Origin of the sequence: Lysinibacter sp. HNR (assembly GCF_029760935.1) — a bacterium.
Lineage (GTDB): Bacteria > Actinomycetota > Actinomycetes > Actinomycetales > Microbacteriaceae > HNR.
The window spans coordinates 2,602,268-2,622,118 of sequence record NZ_CP121684.1 but is presented as its reverse complement, the minus strand read 5'-3'; the positions used below and the strand labels follow the sequence as shown (position 1 = coordinate 2,622,118).

Below are 19,851 nucleotides of genomic sequence, written 5' to 3'. Positions count from 1 at the left end.
ATCGGAACGTGCATACTGCCACTTTGATTGACACGACAAAAGGAAAGAGACATGGCTGAGAGGCTTAAGCTGATCGATCACGTGCAGGCCATCAACTGGAACCGCATTCAAGACGACAAAGACGTGGAGGTGTGGAACCGCCTGGTCAATAACTTCTGGTTGCCCGAGAAGGTGCCGCTGTCCAACGATATTCAATCGTGGGCAACCCTCACCCCCGCGGAGCAGACCCTGACCATGCGGGTGTTCACGGGACTCACCCTGCTCGATACCATCCAGGGAACGGTCGGAGCCGTTTCGCTCATTCCGGATGCCCTCACCCCGCACGAGGAGGCTGTGTACACCAACATCGCCTTCATGGAGTCGGTGCACGCCAAGAGCTACTCCTCGATCTTCTCCACGCTGTGTTCCACACCCGAGATTGACGAGGCGTTCCGCTGGTCGGTTGAGAACCAAAACCTTCAAAAGAAGGCCAAAATCATTGTGGACTACTATCGAGGCGACGACCCGCTCAAGCGCAAGGTTGCCTCAACCCTCCTTGAGTCCTTCCTCTTCTATTCCGGGTTCTACCTGCCCATGTACTGGTCGAGCCGTGCAAAGCTCACCAACACTGCGGATCTTATTAGACTCATCATCCGCGACGAGGCCGTACACGGCTACTACATCGGCTACAAGTATCAAAAGGGACTGGAGAGAGTCTCGGAGGCCGAGCGCGAAGAGCTCAAAGACTACACGTTTAGCCTTCTCCACGAGCTCCACGAGAACGAGGTGCAGTACACACAGGACCTCTATGACACGGTTGGTCTCACCGAAGATGTCAAAAAGTTCCTGAACTACAACGCCAATAAGGCGCTGATGAATCTGGGATACGAAGCGCTCTTCCCCAAGGAAATAACCGATGTCAACCCCGCAATTTTGTCGGCGCTTTCGCCCAACGCGGATGAAAACCACGACTTCTTCTCGGGGTCGGGATCGTCCTACGTGATCGGCAAGGCCGTTGTCACAGAAGATGAAGACTGGGACTTTTAATGTCGTGAGGTAGTCCAACACGACACCCGAGTGGAACTAGTCTGAGGCTCGGAATCGCAAGGTATTGCGATTCCGAGCCTTTTGTGCTTTCGCTCAATGTCACGACCCGTTCAGAGGATTTGAGTTCGATGAAACCTGAGGAACAAGCCTGGGTGATGCTGCTACGTGGTCAGTACCCTGAGTGAGTGTACAATCATCGTTTAGAGGCTTGGTGGAACCCCTCAGATCGTTGAATCGGATCTTCGTCTACTGATAGTTTGCCGCAAGAAAGTTGAAACAAGGCAAAAGAATATTACACTATGTTGTATCTGTGGCTGTTTTGAGTCTTTAACTACGCGTTAACTTTTTCCTGTTAACACCTGAGTAGTTATTTGTGGGGTAAATCAAAACCTTAAGAATGGCAGGCACGGTGCTATACGGGGACGAATGAGCGCTTCGCGGGGAATGCGATCATACATGGCAACAATTGTGGGGAATTTTAGTGAGCTTTTTAACCAACATTTCGGTGAATCAGTTTCGTGGCTTTCGGATATCGACAGCACTGGCGCTGTCCGCTGCTCTGCTCGCACCCCTCACGTTTGCTGAGCCCGCGTTCTCGGTGGAGGGCAGCGCGGGTGCGGCCAACTCTGGCGTCGAGATACTTCCCCAAGATCTGGGTGCGATACCCGTTAACGTTTCTGCCGTTGGTGGCGAAAACGAGGCTACCGTTTCGTGGGAGGCGGGTAAACCCCGACTTCGGGGCTGGGTGCCGCCGGTAACACTCGAAAACTCTCCCAGTGCAATAACAAACCAGGCCGCAGGCATTACCCGATGGGCTGTTGCCTCTTCTGCCGACGGTCAAACGGTGGTGCTGGGCCAACCCGGCGGATCACTCTACGTGTCTACCGATGGTGGTGTCACATTTGTGCCGCAGACCGGTACGGGTAAACCCGTGCCGGTTCCGCAGAGCGGTATGTCGTGGGGGGTTGATGTCTCCGCCGACGGTAAAACCATCATTGCGATTCGACAGGGCCAGGGTGAACGCCCGTGGGTTGCCAAGAATGTGCAAGACCCCAATGCGATTTCCTGGACACTCACAACCGCTCCGGCTGATGGTGGAACTGCTAACCCTCGAGCCCGTAGCTCTGCTGCGGTGTCCGGTAACGGCCAGGTTATGGTAGAGGGTGGTTACTACAGTGGCGGCCTATACGTTTCGCGGGATGCGGGTGCTACGTGGGGGGTGTCATCAACAGCAGGCGTGGTGGGTGCTTCATATGACTCCTCCTGGAGTGATATGGATATCTCACACGATGGCAAGGTTATCGTTGCGGCTCGTGCAAACGGAACGAATCCCGGTGTGTACGTATCGGTGGACTCCGGTGTTACTTTTACCCGTAAAGCGGATTTTGGTGCGGCAACGGATGGCCCCGGTGGTCAAGGCTGGGGTGTAGCTATCTCTGGTGATGCGAGCACCCTTGTGGTAACCCGCACGATTAGTGGTTCCTCGGTGGCTTTTGTTTCGCAAACACATGATCCGAGCCTTCTGGGCACCGCGGCAACGTTTGTGGAGCCCGCAGGATTTGCCTCGCAGGGAACCGGGAACAACTGGGTGAAAGCGGCTACTTCGCACGGCGGCGACCACATAGTGGTGAGTGGCTATCATGCGGAGGGGTCTTTCTGGGCTTCGACCGATGGTGGAAAAACGTGGGATGAAAGACCGTCTGCTGATAAGAAGCCGGTCTCGTATATGGCTCTTTCTGCGATTGATCCCTCGGGCCAGTTTCTCCTAGGTAACGGTTTAAACGGCGGAAAAGTTTCGACCGCCAATATCAACTGGGATGAGACCGCGCCGCCGCGTGAAAGCTACACCCCCATCGACTACAAGATCCAATACACCACGGAGAACCCGGGGAACAAGCCGGACGAGGCGCGCTGGACGGATTATGACCGGGAAGGCACCGCCTCTCTCGAAAAGAGCCGGGTTGTCACGGGGCTTACCCAGCGCTCGGACTACTGGTTTCGGGTATCCGAGGTGAACGGAAACGGTCAGGGTGAGTGGTCTGCCCCCGTGCGCGCGCTTGTTGGAAGTCGTGACGGGTTTACCGCGAAGGGTGCAACACCACAGGATGTCGTTGCTATTGGCGGCGAGCACCAGGCAGAGGTGTCATGGGGTGCCGGTCTCGCTAATGCGTGGGAATGGGATGCGGCTCCGCAGGATAACCCTGCTTCGAATAGTTCGGTGGGGGACAACTTCTCCTCATGGGCGGTTGCCTCCTCTGCCGATGGCCGGGTCGTGGCGAAGGGTCAGCCGGGTGGGCGGATGTTCCTCTCGACAGACGCGGGTAAAAACTTTGTTGCTCAGGATGTGGGTACCGCCCCCGCCGCAACGAGCTGGGCGGTAGACGTTTCTGCTGACGGCCGCACGGTCATCGTTGGTCAGCCGGGTGCCGCCGGAACCGTGCGGGTTGCCCACAATGTGAGTGATGCGAACGCGGTGAGCTGGGCGGTACAGGGAGGGATTCCGGCAATGACCAACGCGGGAACCTGGAGTTCTGCCGGGGTGCGCTGGGAGGTTGCCTCCTCCGCCAACGGGCAGGTGCTTGTTGTGGGACGTTATCACACCAATATTTTTGTTTCACGTAACGGCGGTGCCACCTGGAGCACGATAACTAACCCGGGAAACGCATCGGATAGTAACTGGTTCGTTGATGTTTCTGCCGACGGTCGCGTCGTGGCCGCGGCCCGCGCCGGGGGAGGGCTCTATATCTCCACCGACTCCGGGGTGACCTTCACCCAAAAGACCGATATGGGCACGGTGCCGCTCAACTCGGTTTATACGGAATTCACCTCGAATTGGAGCCTGAGCCTCTCGGATGACGGCACCACTCTTGCCATGGTGAAACGCTCGAACGCGGAGGGCTCTCAAGTGCTGGTATCGCGTTCCGCCGACCTGGCTGGGCTGGGCACCACCGGGTCTCTCGTGAAGCCCACCGGAGCCGTTCCTGCGGGGAACATTCTGAACGTTTCGGTTTCCGGAAACGGTCAGCGCTTGGTCGCTTCGGGGTATAGCGCCCGGGGCGGTGTGTGGCTGTCAGTCGACGGTGGAATCTCGTGGAGTGAGCAGGGAGGCTTTGAGCGTAAGGCATCCTCGACCACTGTTGAGCTCTCCAATAACGGGTTGCGTGCCATCGTGGGTAACGGTCTGAAAGACGGTGTGGCAAGAACGGCGTGGGTGCCGGGGGCTGAGGCTCTGGCCGCGCTGGCAAATAGTGACTACAGGGTCCAGTACACGGCTGAGGATCCGGGGAACAAACCGGATGAGGTGAACTGGAAGGATGTCGATTCCGAGGGCTCGCCGTCGCTCGAAAAGCGTAGGGTTGTCGATGGATTGGATGCCGCCACACAGTATTGGTTCCGGGTGGCAGCGGTCAACGTGAACGGCAGGGGATCGTGGAGTCTTCCTGGTTCTGCATACACGGTGCCCGACGGTTTGGATTTTGAGCGCAAGGGTGTCACCCCGCATTCGGTATCGGGCTCCGCTGGTTCTGACCGGGTGGAAGTGAAGTGGAATCGAGGTGTCGAGGATGCCTGGGAATGGGATAAGAACCCCGCCGAAGTGCCGGGTTCCAACACGGGGTTTGCCGCGGATCGTTCGTCGTGGTCTATTGCCTCCTCTCTCGACGGCAGGGTTGTGGTGAAGGGCCAGCCGGGCGGTCGGGTGTTTCTCTCGACTGATGCCGGTAAGACTTTTCACCCCCAAGAGACCCTGGGAACCGCGCCGCAGGGGCTGACCTGGGGTGTGAACGTGTCTGGCGATGGCCGCACGGTGCTCGTGGGTAAACCGGGTGCCTCGCAGGGCCTCTGGCTTGCCCAGAACGTGACCGATGCGCAAAAAGCGTCGTGGGAGATCCAAACAAACAAGGGTGTTCCGCTCACCGGAAATAGCGTGGCCAATAACGATATCAATCCCACGGTTCGCTGGGATGTTGCCTCGTCGCTTGACGGGCAGACGCTTATTGCCGCTCGGCCCGTATCGGCAAACTCTTTGACCGGTCCTCTCTATGTCTCGCGTAACGCGGGTGCCAGTTGGGCTCCGGCGGCTGGGGTGGGAACACCCCCGCTGAGCAGCGAGTTTTGGTCGGTCGCGATCTCGGACAACGGCCAGGTGATTGTGGCTGCGTTCTCCGGCGGGGGGCTTTACGTCTCCACCAACGGTGGGGTGTCGTTTGCAACGCGCCCCGATATGGGTACAATTCCCGCGAATACCTGGCTCACCTGGGGCAACCTTTGGGAGCTTGACCTCTCGGGTGACGGCCGTACCCTGGCCGTGGTGAAGCGGGTGGGCGCGTCGTCACAGCTTTTGGTGTCACGGGCGGATTCCCCGGCCGAGCTCGGAACGACCGCTTCGCTGGTAGACCCCCAGGGCTTCTTCCCGGGCGGTGCGGGTAGCACTCTCGGGTCGGTGAGCGTATCGCGAGACGGTTCGCGCATTATTGCCGGTGGGTATCACGCACAGGGCTCAATCTGGGCATCCTACGATCGAGGCTCCTCGTGGACAGAGCAGCGTACTCGGGTAAAGGGTGAGGCAACAACGGCCGTTGCCCTCTCCGGTTCAGGACGCCGCGTTATCACGGGTAACGGGGTGAGCGGGGGCGTGAGCGCGGATGCGTGGCTGCCGAGCATGGATGAGCGAGCGAAGCAGGCTGCTACGGGCTACCGGGTGCAGATCACGAGCGAAAATCCGGGGGAGAACCCCGAAGCCGTGTCGTGGCAGACCCACGCCGAGGTTGATCGCTTGGATCTGTCCCGTCTCTTCACGGGGCTCAACCGTGATACGCAGTATTGGTTCCGGGTGGCCGAGGTGAACTCCTTTGGCCCGGGCGAGTGGTCGAGCGTGGAGTCTACGCGCACGGATCGTTCGGTATCCGCACCCATTGAAGCACCGAGTGGTCTCAGCGCGAGGGGCCTTTCCGAATCGGCGGATGTTCGCTGGAAAGCTCTGGGCAACGAGATGAAGATTGCCGACCCCACGCTTGCGGGGGCCAATGGGGCCAGCGGTCACTGGTCAACCGCAACCTCCGAGGACGGTCGGGTGGTTATTATGGGTCAGCCGGGCGGAAAACTCTACGTATCCACTAACTTTGGTCGCACCTATACGGAGCAGGCTGCCCTTGGTTCTTTGGCCGCAAACCTTTCGTGGGGTGTTGATGTGTCGGGTGATGGCCGCACCCTCATTGTGGGTCGCCCCGCCGGTAACGTGTGGGTCGCGCGTGACGTGGCCAATGCTAGCAATGTGTCGTGGCAGCAGCAATCCGTTGCGACGTTCCCCAACTTGGCCTCCCGGGTGGTGGACCGCTGGGCGGTTGCTTCTTCGCATGACGGCAACGTGCTCGCCGTGGGCCGGGTCGACGGAACCGTGACGGTATCGCGTGACGGTGGCCGAACCTGGGCCAACGGCTCCGGCCTGGTTGCCGGTGGACTGTGGAGCGTGGATGTCTCGGCCGATGGCCGCACGATTGTTGTGGCGCGCACCGATAACGGCGGCCTCTATGTTTCCGAGGATGCCGGTGCTACGTTTAGCGCGCGGCCCGATATGGGTCTTGTTGCTGTTTCGGGCGTCAACATGGGCACCAATTGGGATGTCGCGCTCTCGGGAGACGCAAAAACGCTTGCCATCGTGAAGCGAACCGGTGGCGTATCAACGCTCTTTGTTTCACGGGCGGAAATCCCCTCGGGGCTCGGTACCACGGCTTCGCTTGTGAACCCCTCGGGTCTTTTGGCTCAGGGTCTTAACGGGTCGTGGTTGAACGCGGCTATCTCGTTCGACGGTCAGCGCATTCTGGTGGGTGGGCAGCACGTAGACGGGTTCGTGTGGGAGTCCGTTGACCACGGCCAAACGTGGTCGACGATACAGCCCTTTGCCCGTGCCATGACCGCCTCGAGTACGGTTGCCATATCCTCTAACGGTTGGGCAACCTATATTGGCAGTGGAGTCTCTGGCGGACGGGTGCGCGGGGCCGCGGCACCTGCGGACGGTGGTTCCCCCGTGACGGGTTATGCGCTCAGCTACTCTGCGGTGGACCCGGAAGAGGCAACCGAAGACGATTGGATCTCAGCTGGGGAATACGATGCGGAAACCCTCTCTCGAACTATTGATCAACTTGCAATTGGAACAACCTATTGGTTCCGGGTGGCTGCGTTGAACGAAATCGGCCGGGGGGTGTGGAGCGCTCCCGTGAGTGCTCATACCTATGATGGTCCCAGTGTGGGGCTGGTGCCTCAGGGTGTGCGTGCGTTGGGTGGTGATCGTGAGGCGACGGTGTCGTGGTCTGAGGCGGTTCGTTCGTGGTCGGGGTTGGCTGGTCTTCCTGCTGCTGGGGCTGAGGGTGAGTGGGCTGTTTCGATGTCGGATGATGGTCGGGTTATTGCGTTAGGGCGGCCCGGTTCTGTTAACTTTGATAATTTGGTGTATGTTTCCACGGATGCGGGTGTGTCGTTTGGGTCTTATAACGTGGGTGGTTCTCGGTATGCGGGGGGCCAGATGGCTGTTGCGGTGTCGGGTGATGGTCAGACGATTCTTGTGGGTTCTCCGGGTGCGAATGGGTATGTGTCTCTTGCGCGGAATGTGACTGATGGTTCTTCTGTGGTGTGGGAGAGTCAGATTGCGCGGGGTGTTCCTGCGACGGGGTCATACGTTGTGACTGGTTCTGGTTGGGAGTATTCCAATAATCAGGCTGATTCTCGTTGGCGGGTTGCGGTGTCGGGGGATGGGAGTGTTCTTGTTGCGGCTCCTCCGTCGGGGGTGACTACGTCTGCCACCACGAGGTATAACAGGGCGTTGTATGTTTCTCGTGATGGTGGTGCGTCGTGGGTGGAGGATGTGAGTGCGGGGACGGTGAATCGCACGAATATTCCGTCGACGATGTCGTGGGCGGGTGTTGATATTTCGCGTGATGGTTCGCGGATTGTTGCGGCTCGTTATCATGGTTCGGCGAATGCGGGTGTGTATGTTTCCGAGGGTGGTGGGGCTTTCCAGCATCGTCCGGATATGGGTGCTGGTGATGTTCGGGCGGTATCGCTGTCGGGTGATGGTCGGACGTTGATGGTGGTGCGTACCACGGGTTCTGGTGCTGGTGTGGTGTCGCGGGTGTTTGTTTCTCGTTCGGATGCTTTGGCTGGTTTGGGGACGGCTGGGTCGTTGGTGGATGCGGAGGGTTTCCAGGCGTTTAGTTTGGGGACGGAGGCGACGGCGGGGTCGTGGGTGAGTGTTGATTCGTCGTATGATGGTTCTCGTTTGGTTGTGGGTGGGCGTCATTACACGGGTGCGGTGTGGACGTCGGATAACAACGGACAAACCTGGAACGCGGAGACGCGTTCCACGCGCACCCCGGCGCTGAGCAGTGTGGCTATTTCTGCGGATGGGTGGAAGGTTCTCCGGGCTGACGGTCTTGTGGGTGGTCATGTTGAGATCTCGACGACTCCTGCTGATGGTGGGAGTAATCCGGTTGATTATCTGGTGCAGTATACGGATCAGGATCCGTCGGGTGAGGGGTTTGCTGAGTCGTCGTGGACGCTTTTTGAGCATGAGCCGTCGCCTGCGTTGTCGCAGGTGGTCACGGGTGCTGATCCTCGGGTGGGCTTGGCATCGGATACGGTGTATTGGTTCCGGGTGGCGCAGGTGAATAGTGTGGGTGTTAGTGGGTGGTCCGAGCCTGTGTTCGCGAGGACGATGGTGGGGAGTAGTGCTCCGGGTGGTGCACCACAGAATCTCTTTGCGTTGGGTGGTGATCGTGAGGCGACGGTGTCGTGGTCTGAGGCGGTTCGTTCGTGGTCGGGGTTGGCTGGTCTTCCTGCTGCTGGGGCTGAGGGTGAGTGGGCTGTTTCGATGTCGGATGATGGTCGGGTTATTGCGTTAGGGCGGCCCGGTTCTGTTAACTTTGATAATTTGGTGTATGTTTCCACGGATGCGGGTGTGTCGTTTGGGTCTTATAACGTGGGTGGTTCTCGGTATGCGGGGGGCCAGATGGCTGTTGCGGTGTCGGGTGATGGTCAGACGATTCTTGTGGGTTCTCCGGGTGCGAATGGGTATGTGTCTCTTGCGCGGAATGTGACTGATGGTTCTTCTGTGGTGTGGGAGAGTCAGATTGCGCGGGGTGTTCCTGCGACGGGGTCATACGTTGTGACTGGTTCTGGTTGGGAGTATTCCAATAATCAGGCTGATTCTCGTTGGCGGGTTGCGGTGTCGGGGGATGGGAGTGTTCTTGTTGCGGCTCCTCCGTCGGGGGTGACTACGTCTGCCACCACGAGGTATAACAGGGCGTTGTATGTTTCTCGTGATGGTGGTGCGTCGTGGGTGGAGGATGTGAGTGCGGGGACGGTGAATCGCACGAATATTCCGTCGACGATGTCGTGGGCGGGTGTTGATATTTCGCGTGATGGTTCGCGGATTGTTGCGGCTCGTTATCATGGTTCGGCGAATGCGGGTGTGTATGTTTCCGAGGGTGGTGGGGCTTTCCAGCATCGTCCGGATATGGGTGCTGGTGATGTTCGGGCGGTATCGCTGTCGGGTGATGGTCGGACGTTGATGGTGGTGCGTACCACGGGTTCTGGTGCTGGTGTGGTGTCGCGGGTGTTTGTTTCTCGTTCGGATGCTTTGGCTGGTTTGGGGACGGCTGGGTCGTTGGTGGATGCGGAGGGTTTCCAGGCGTTTAGTTTGGGGACGGAGGCGACGGCGGGGTCGTGGGTGAGTGTTGATTCGTCGTATGATGGTTCTCGTTTGGTTGTGGGTGGGCGTCATTACACGGGTGCGGTGTGGACGTCGGATAACAACGGACAAACCTGGAACGCGGAGACGCGTTCCACGCGCACCCCGGCGCTGAGCAGTGTGGCTATTTCTGCGGATGGGTGGAAGGTTCTCCGGGCTGACGGTCTTGTGGGTGGTCATGTTGAGATCTCGACGACTCCTGCTGATGGTGGGAGTAATCCGGTTGATTATCTGGTGCAGTATACGGATCAGGATCCGTCGGGTGAGGGGTTTGCTGAGTCGTCGTGGACGCTTTTTGAGCATGAGCCGTCGCCTGCGTTGTCGCAGGTGGTCACGGGTGCTGATCCTCGGGTGGGCTTGGCATCGGATACGGTGTATTGGTTCCGGGTGGCGCAGGTGAATAGTGTGGGTGTTAGTGGGTGGTCCGAGCCTGTGTTCGCGAGGACGATGGTGGGGAGTAGTGCTCCGGGTGGTGCACCACAGAATCTCTTTGCGTTGGGTGGTGATCGTGAGGCGACGGTGTCGTGGTCTGAGGCGGTTCGTTCGTGGTCGGGGTTGGCTGGTCTTCCTGCTGCTGGGGCTGAGGGTGAGTGGGCTGTTTCGATGTCGGATGATGGTCGGGTTATTGCGTTAGGGCGGCCCGGTTCTGTTAACTTTGATAATTTGGTGTATGTTTCCACGGATGCGGGTGTGTCGTTTGGGTCTTATAACGTGGGTGGTTCTCGGTATGCGGGGGGCCAGATGGCTGTTGCGGTGTCGGGTGATGGTCAGACGATTCTTGTGGGTTCTCCGGGTGCGAATGGGTATGTGTCTCTTGCGCGGAATGTGACTGATGGTTCTTCTGTGGTGTGGGAGAGTCAGATTGCGCGGGGTGTTCCTGCGACGGGGTCATACGTTGTGACTGGTTCTGGTTGGGAGTATTCCAATAATCAGGCTGATTCTCGTTGGCGGGTTGCGGTGTCGGGGGATGGGAGTGTTCTTGTTGCGGCTCCTCCGTCGGGGGTGACTACGTCTGCCACCACGAGGTATAACAGGGCGTTGTATGTTTCTCGTGATGGTGGTGCGTCGTGGGTGGAGGATGTGAGTGCGGGGACGGTGAATCGCACGAATATTCCGTCGACGATGTCGTGGGCGGGTGTTGATATTTCGCGTGATGGTTCGCGGATTGTTGCGGCTCGTTATCATGGTTCGGCGAATGCGGGTGTGTATGTTTCCGAGGGTGGTGGGGCTTTCCAGCATCGTCCGGATATGGGTGCTGGTGATGTTCGGGCGGTATCGCTGTCGGGTGATGGTCGGACGTTGATGGTGGTGCGTACCACGGGTTCTGGTGCTGGTGTGGTGTCGCGGGTGTTTGTTTCTCGTTCGGATGCTTTGGCTGGTTTGGGGACGGCTGGGTCGTTGGTGGATGCGGAGGGTTTCCAGGCGTTTAGTTTGGGGACGGAGGCGACGGCGGGGTCGTGGGTGAGTGTTGATTCGTCGTATGATGGTTCTCGTTTGGTTGTGGGTGGGCGTCATTACACGGGTGCGGTGTGGACGTCGGATAACAACGGACAAACCTGGTCTGAACAGATTAACCCTGCCGGAACCCCTGCGCTCAGTAGCGTTGCAGTTTCTGCCGAGGGGTGGCGTGTCCTCAAAGCTAACGGTCTTGTGGGTGGTGTTGTTGAGATATCAACGGCCCCTGCGGGCGGATCCGGGGTGACGCATCACGCGTTGCAGTACACCAGGGTTGACCTCAGCGAATTAGAAGATGGCGGGGCCTCTCTCCCCGGTCCGGACACGAATACCGACCCCCTCACGGGCTGGATGGAGTGGGTTCCCACGGACCCGATAACGGGCGATCCGGGGCAGGTACTCGGTTCCCCCGAAACGGTTCTTGACCTGACAAATAACAGGGACTACTGGTTCCGCGTTGCCGCAGCAAACTCATACGGTACCGGTCCCTGGGGTGGCCCCGTGAAGGCGCGCCCGATGGGTACTCCTGACGCTCCAACCAATCTTGAGACAACAAGCGGCGACAGCAAGATTGATCTCAACTGGGAAGCGCCGGAAAATAACGGTGGTTTCACGATTGTGGACTATGTGGTGCAGTACCGCGAGACCTCCGCACCGGGTGCCGACGCATCACAGCAGGGGTCAGGGGTTCTCAAGAGCTCCGGCATCCTCCAATCGATAGCGGAGAGCCTTCCCGGCGAAATCGGTTGGAAGACATTTGAACATGATCCTTCAACCGACACGGAAATTACCGTGACCGACCTGATGAACGGCCAGTGGTACGAGTTCCGAGTGGCCGCGGTGAACGACGCCGAGGACTCTAGCGAGACCCGCGACGGTCGAGGCCCGTGGAACACCCCCGAAACAAACGTTCCCGGCACCAAAACCATTAATAAGCCGGTTGGTTCCCCCACGGCACCCAGAATTGAACAGAACCAAGAAGACGTTGTTCCGGGTGACGAGCAGGTCACGCTGAACTGGCGTGCGCCCCTCAACGACGGCGGATCCGACCTGGTTGAATACACGGTTGAGATATGCCAGGTGCCGGGTGGCGAAAACCCCGCTTACACCGAATGCACCCCGGAAAACGGGGTGTGGACACCTGTTCCGGCAACCGAGGACGGCAAGCTGGATACCGCTCGTGTGGTGGGCGGCCTGATTAATGGCACCCCCTATTGGTTCCGTATTACGGTTACGAATGATGGCGGCTTCACGAGCCCCGAGTCGACCATAGTGACGGCCACTCCCCGTACCACGGCAAGCGCTCCCGTACTCACGGGACGAGCGGGCGACGGCGAAGCCTTGCTCTCGTGGACGCAGCCGGAGAGCGACGGTGGCGATGCGATTACCGAGTACAGCATCCGCTACTCGACCGACGGTGGCGTTACCTGGCAGACGCACACCCGTGCCCCCGGGGAAGAGCCTCTGGATCGCGAGACCCTTAAAGATCAGCTGACAAACGGTACCGAACACTGGTTCCAGGTTGCGGCTCGCAACGGTGCCGGATTGGGTGAGTGGAGCAACACGCTTATTCTCACCCCGGCACCCGCGCTTGAAGATGCTCCGGTCCTACTAGAGGCAGAAGCCGGTGATACCGAGGTGAAGCTGACGTGGGAAGCCCCCGAAAACACGGGAGGTTCAGCGCTGACGGGATATCTCATTGAGTATTCTGCGGATGCGGGTGTCACGTGGGATTCGATTACGGTTTCTCTGGAAGATCTGGATGGCGATCTCAGCTACACGGTTGGTAGATTGACAAATGGAACCGAATACTCCTTCCGCGTCTCGGGTATGAATACCGCCGGTGTGGGTCCGGAAAGCAACGTGCTCACGGCAACTCCCGTGGGCACCCCGGATGCCCCCGTGATTACGGAGGTTCGTCCCGGTGATACCGAGGCGCGTGTGACCTGGACCGCTCCTTCCAACACGGGGGGCGCTGAGCTCACCTACTACGTGTTGCAGGTTCGTACTGCCGACGGTGAGTGGGCAGACGCGGGGGAGCGCCTTCCCGCGTCGGACCTGAGCACGGTCGTAACGAAGCTCAGCAACGGTACGGAGTACGAGTTCCGCGTGGCCGCGGTGAACGCCGCCGACCTGAAGAGTGAGTGGAGCGAACCGTTCTCGGCGACCCCGATTGGTGCGCCCGATGCGGATTCGAACGTAACAGACCTTGCGGCGACTCCGGGTAATACCGTGGTTGATCTGGTGTGGACTGCCCCCGAGGCAGATGCTGCGAACCCGGTTCAGGGTTACATTGTGAAGTACCGTGTGAAGGGTATTTTGCCGGGTGCGTGGACTGAGGTTGTTCACGCGTCGACGGATGCTGCTTACTCGGTGACCGGTCTGACGAACGGTACTCAGTACGAGTTCCAGGTTGTTCCCACGAACACGAGCGGTTCGGGTAACCCGAGTAACACGGTTTCGGCGACTCCGATTGGTGCGCCGGGCGAGGAGTCCACGGTTACCGATTTGGCGGCAACACCCGGTGACACCGTGGTGGATCTGAAGTGGTCCGCGCCGGAGGGCTCTCTTGCGACCGGTTACGTGGTGAAGTACCGTGCGACCGGTGCGACCGAGTGGATCGAGGTTGTTCACGCGTCGAAGGATGCTGAGTTTACGGTGACGGGTCTTACGAACGGTACCGAGTATGAGTTTGTGGTTGTTCCCACGAACGCGAGCGGTTCGGGAAACCCGAGTAACACCGCGACGGCAACTCCGATTGGTGCGCCCGATGAGGATTCGAATGTGACCAATCTTGCGGCCACCCCGGGTGACTCGCGGGTTGATCTGGTGTGGACGGCACCGGATGCGGATGCCGCGAACCCGGTTCAGGGTTATGTGGTGAAGTACCGTGTGAAGGGTGTTTTGCCGGGTGCGTGGACTGAGGTTGTTCACGCGTCGACGGATGCTGCGTATACGGTGACGGGTCTCACGAACGGTACGGAGTATGAGTTTGTGGTTGTTCCCACGAACACGTCGGGTGCGGGTAACGAGAGTAACACCGCGACAGCAACACCGATGGTCGTGCTCACGGCCGACAATGTAACGCTGACGGTTCACGCCGACACGAACGCAACCTTCGACTCGAAGGCCGTATCTGAGGGCCATGACTCACGTGTGATCAACGCCGTATCCGCCGTCACTCCAAACGACGGAACGGTGAGCTTCGACACCAAGACCGGTGTGGTGACATACGTTCCCACCGCAGACTTTACGGCGGGAAGCACCTCAAAACAGGTCACGTTTACCTACACGATGAAGGACGCATCGGGAGCCGAAGCAACAGGAACCGTCACCATTACGGTTTTGGTTGTTCCGGTTGCGGTGAACGACTCGATCAAGATCCGCACCGACCGGGCGGTGACGCTCCCCGTTCTCGCCAACGACACGGGACACGAACTCGCGCTCGACGAGATTTCGACCGAACCCACAAACGGTGAGGTAACCATCGACGGCCAATCGCTGGTCTACACGGCAAAGGATCAGAGCACCGCATCAGACACGCTCGTGTATGTGGTGCGGGACTCCGGCGGTCGTGCGGTCAGTGCCACCGTCACCCTGCAACTACAGGGTGTGCCAACCGCTCAGGACAGCGCGATTAACGCCGGCCGCGCAGGAACCGGGGTGTTCGATCTGGCCGCCAACTCGGCATTCTCGTCGATTGCCGACCTTGCCAACAGCGAGATTACGGTCAGCGGCGGAGTCTACGGAACCGTCTCATACGACGAAGAAACCGGGTTGGTCACCTACACCGCCAACGCGGAAATTCCCTCGTCGGTTACCGAGGACACCTTCACCTACACCCTCACCGACGACCTGGGCCAGACGGTCACCAAAACCGTGACGGTAACCCTGGTGGGGGGACCGGTTACGAACGACACCGTGGCAAATACCTCTATTGGTACTGCGGTTCAGGTAGACCTCACCAAGCTCTTTGCCAACGCAGAGCTGGTGGGAGTGACGGGAACCCTCTTTGGTGAGGTGTCCATCGATACAGAAGATATCGATAACGAGGATGCCCAACCCGGTGTGGTGACCTACACCCCCGAGACCGGATTCACCGGACACGATGCCTTTGTTTACACGGTTCGTGACGCATACGGTCAGGAAAGCTCCTCTGTGGTGCGGATCAACGTGTACGCTGTGCCGCAGGCTCACCACCAGACAGTCATCGTCCCCCAGGATGTGCTGACCGCGTACAACGTGTTCTCCGTGGACGAGGCAGACGAGGAATTGCCGACGGCAGAGACCAGCCTAGCGGAAGCGAAAGCAGCAGCCACCACACACGAGCTCCTTGAGGATGTGCTGCAGGTTCGGCGTACCATCTACGCGCCAAAAACCCTCACCGCTCTGGGGGCCACGGTGAACGGTGAAACGGTGATCGCGACATCCCAGGGTGTTGTGCACTACACACCCTTCCTCGGAAACTACGACCCCGACGAGGTCGAATTCACGGTGACCGACGAATTGGGTCTGGAGAACTCGGATACCGTGCTCTTTGAGGTACAACAGAGGCCCTCAGTGACCGGACCAACCACGGGTGAAACCCCGGAGGGTGGTAGCTACGTCTTCACTCCCGAGGTAGAGACGACCGGTTCCCTCTCGGATATTGCGTTGGCCAACGGCCCCACCGGTGAAAACGGTGAGAGTGGCGGAAGCGTTGTGATCGACCCGGACACCGGAACGATTACGTTTGAGGCGGGCGATGCAAAACCGGGTGACTACACCTTCACGGTGGAGTTCGTGGATGACCTGGGACAGCGCACCGCCGTCACCTACACGGTAACCGTGGTTGCGGGACTGACCGCTCACGATCAGGCGATTCGTGTTCCCGTTGGGGGTAGCCACACCTTCACCGAGCGGGTAACAACCCCGGGAAAGATCACGGATCGTATTCTTGGTGGCGGGCACTCTGATCGAACGACCCTTGACGGCACCAACGTATCGTTTGATGCCGACGGTTTGGAGCCCGGAGTCTACACTTTTGACGTGACCTATCGGGACGACAAGGGTATGGAAGCCGCCGCTACTTACCGGGTCACCGTGCAGGCTCCTCCCGCAGGATCGGGTAAAGACTTCACTGTGCGGCAGGGGACAACAGAAATCGTACTTGATCCGCTCAGCGATGCCGTGGGTGTGAACCTACAGGGGCTGACCGAGGCGAATCTGGGTGCTCCTGGAAGCGGGAAGGTGCGAATAGTGACCGGACCGGGCGGTGACACGATGGTTGCGTACATTCCTGAGGAAGGTTGGGTAGGAACAACAAGCTTCACCGTGACCGTTTACGATGATCTGGGACAGAGCGTAACCCTCACCTATACCGTGACCGTAACGGAAGGGGGCGACGGGCCCCAGGGGCCGCCTCCCCCTACCGAGGAGCATCGACCTGGTAATCCTGACGGTGATGGGCACCGAAACAAAAACGAAACAGACCAGATTGCCCACACCGGTAATGACACGCTAGCGATCTCGCTGCTTGCCTCCCTGTTGCTTGTGGCCGGAATCTTACTTATGGTGAGACGACGCCCACGTTGATCATGAGGTCGCGCCAGGAGGCGGTTCCCATGGCGTGACCTCTCAGCAATTTCCCTGAAATGAAACGAGAAAAGTGAAAATTCGTTCCGTCCCAATACTTATTACCGCACTGGCGCTCACCTTAGCGGGGTGTAGCGCCGGGGGTGACCTCGAGCAACAGGCAAGAGACGCGGGCTGCGTGATTCCTCCCTCTGGAGAACAGAGCGACTCCATTAAAGTCACGGGTAACTTTGGTGAGGAACCGCAGATCGAATTTGATGCGCCCTTGACCGTAGACGGCATTCAACGATCCCTCATTACGCGGGGTGACGGCGCAATGATCGTAGGGGGCGACACTATTGAGTCACGGATTAGCCTGTTCAATGGTGAATCTGGTGACCAGATCATTTCGGAGGAGCTCTCATTTCCCCTTGAAGTGCAGCAGTTAGCAAGCGAAAACTGGCTCACAATTATGGAGTGTATGCCGGTCGGTAGTCGTGCCGTGAGCACTATGACCGGGGCAGATCTTTATGGAGAAACGGGCAACGAAAACTTTGACATTGGAGCGGAAACGAGCCTCATCATCGTTGTTGACGCGATTGCGAAAGGCGTAGAACCCGCGAATTGTACTGACGATATTCCTGCGGATCTCACAATGCATGCAGAGGGCAGGGCCGAGGCTCTGCCCGAAGACTTCCCCGAGGTGACCCGTGGTGATAACGGAGAACCCACGATTACCTTCCCCGAGGGTTTTGAGCCCGCCAATGAACTCAAAATCGCCGTTTCAATTACGGGTGACGGCAAAAAGGTAGAAGAGGGTGATTGTGTTACCGTGCAATACAGGGGAATCAACCAGGTTACCGGCGAAATCTTTGATGAGAGTTGGTCGCGTGGCGAACCCGCACAATTCACAACCGAGGGTGTGATCCCGGGGTTCAGTGCGGCCCTCGTCGGCCAGAGTGTTGGCTCGCAGGTTGTTGTTTTAATCAACCCTGAAAACGGCTACGGCGAGGCGGTCACGGAGAACGCTTCCACCGGCTACATAGCGTTTGTGGTTGATATTCTCGCAACCAAGCGTTAACAATCAGACAGAGCGCTTATGCTACCCAAGCGAGATGCTCTCATTGTTGCCAATCGACTGTGTTGCGGTCGAATAGCTTGTGTGCTGACTGGAGGCTATCGATAAAAACGGAAGAGAGGTCGCATTGTTATCTCCTATTCTTGGTGTTATTGATATTTTAGAGAGTTAATGTCGGCTATCGACTTCGCTGGTGTTGCGAGGCATAGTATGCCCGAGGGTCGTTGCCGCGGTTAGGGATCGGATTTTTTCGTTGATTGTCCTCTTTTCTACGTTATTGGACACGAACTAAGGGATTAGTTCGTGTCCAATATTTAGTGATCAATATGGGTGTCAATTGCAAGAATATATAGGCAAAATAATAATGTTAGCTACCAAAGGTTCTTGTTATCAACATGTTATATTTGCGGTAGAGGGGTGCTGCTTCTCAAGGCAGATGTACTGTGTCGGTTGAGAATACCGCGTGTAACCTGATTGTCACCTAGCTTTTCCCAGAGCTCACCGCCGAGGCCCAAAGAAGCTGTGTGCCTTTTGGAAAAGAGAGAACTCTATCCAGCACAACCCAGATATTCACGGCCTTCTTCGGGAAGCTGCGCCCATCCGGGGCGAGGCCTGGTATCCCCGACAATGTTCCATACCCCGTCGACTCTTTCATACACTCCGGTGGGGCCATGCGTGAGATAGAAGTGTATTGCCGCAAGAAGGGCTTCCACATCTTCCAGGGTGGAACCCACGCCAAAACTCGCCCGAAGCGCGGGGGTTGTCTGTCCCAGTCGTGCCAGAAGGGGATGTGCGCAGAACTTTCCATCACGAACCCCAATCCCAAACTCAGCGGCAAGAACCAGGGCAAGATGTCTGGAATCCACACCCTCAAGCGCAAAGCTCACAACACCAACCGGTGTTTCGTCTAGGTCGTCAAAGATCCGAAGTATCCGGATGCCAGGGATCTGTTCTAAACCGGACAGGAGAGCATCGCGGAGTGCCGTCTCGTGTGAGTACCACTCGTCTGGGTTGAGCGTTTCGAGTTCCTGAATCGCGTGCGCCAGGGTCAGTGCTCCCAGCACATTGGGAGTGCCGCCCTCATGGCGATGCGGTCCCGAACGCCAGGTTTGATCCTCGAGAGTGACCGTGGTTACTGCCCCACCGCCGCGAAGATAGGGGTCGGCCCTGTCGAGCCAGTCACGACGTCCGACCAAAACTCCGGCACCAAAGGGAGCATACGTTTTGTGTCCGGAAAAAACGAGGTAATCGATACCCAGTGCTCGCATATTAACACGGCGATGCGGAACGAGCTGGGCGCCGTCTACCGCAAGACGCGTACCAAACCGGTGCACAATATCGGCTATTCGCCGCAGCGGAAGGACCTCTCCCGTGACGTTACTCGCCCCCGTGACCGCCACGAGCGCTGCAGGACGCTTCTCAAGCTCGGCTCGCAGCAATTCCAGCGTGTGCTCCAGGGTCTCACCCGCGGCAAGAACACGCCTCCCGCGCTCGTTCCAGGGAAGAAAGTTAGCGTGATGCTCGATATCAAGTACCAGGGTCTCGCCGGGAACCGCCGTGGCTAAGAGATTGAGGGCGTCGGTGGTATTGCGTGTGAAGATTACCGGATCGCCCACACGCGCTCCCACAAAGCGAGCAACCGTGTCCCGCGCATTCTCGTAGGCCGTTGTGCTGATGTCCGAAGCGTACCCCGCGCCCCGGTGCACACTTGCATAAAAACTGAGGGTTTCTGTCAGGTGGGACGCGGTGCTTGCGAGGGCCGGAGCGCTAGCGGCGTAGTCGAGGTTGACATACCGGGTGCTGTTACCGTTCAGGAGAGGAACCATGAGTTCCGCACCCGTAACAGTGAGCAGTGGCGCGGCCTGTGCGGGTTGGGTGCGGGTTTTCATGGGAACTCATCTCTCACGGTCGGTGCCGCGGCGGGGGTAAAACGGTGTTTTATTCTAATCAGGGTATCCGTTTTGTTCCCGCCCGCCGCACGGCACGTAGCATTTCG

At 58.5% G+C, this 19,851-nt stretch carries 4 protein-coding genes; 3 read left to right on the top strand and 1 reads right to left on the bottom strand.

The features are described from left to right. Window positions 1-51 precede the first annotated feature (51 nt). The 3 genes from nrdF (at window position 52) to FrondiHNR_RS11835 (ending at window position 17,858) form a co-directional block, all read left to right on the top strand. On the top strand, window positions 52-1,026 hold the full coding sequence (gene nrdF, locus FrondiHNR_RS11845; RefSeq protein ID WP_279352980.1) for a class 1b ribonucleoside-diphosphate reductase subunit beta: 975 nt from the start codon (window positions 52-54) through the stop codon (window positions 1,024-1,026). A 481-nt stretch (window positions 1,027-1,507) separates the two neighbouring features. Continuing rightward, window positions 1,508-16,798, top strand: coding sequence for a fibronectin type III domain-containing protein (locus tag FrondiHNR_RS11840; RefSeq protein WP_279352979.1), 15,291 nt, complete (start codon window positions 1,508-1,510; stop codon window positions 16,796-16,798). A 73-nt stretch (window positions 16,799-16,871) separates the two neighbouring features. Next, complete coding sequence (locus tag FrondiHNR_RS11835) at window positions 16,872-17,858, top strand: FKBP-type peptidyl-prolyl cis-trans isomerase (protein WP_279352978.1); 987 nt, start codon at window positions 16,872-16,874, stop codon at window positions 17,856-17,858. A gap of 545 nt (window positions 17,859-18,403) precedes the next feature. Here FrondiHNR_RS11835 and FrondiHNR_RS11830 read toward each other — a convergent pair. Beyond that, window positions 18,404-19,744, bottom strand: coding sequence for an aminotransferase class V-fold PLP-dependent enzyme (locus tag FrondiHNR_RS11830; RefSeq protein ID WP_279352977.1), 1,341 nt, complete (start codon window positions 19,742-19,744; stop codon window positions 18,404-18,406). Window positions 19,745-19,851 lie beyond the last annotated feature (107 nt).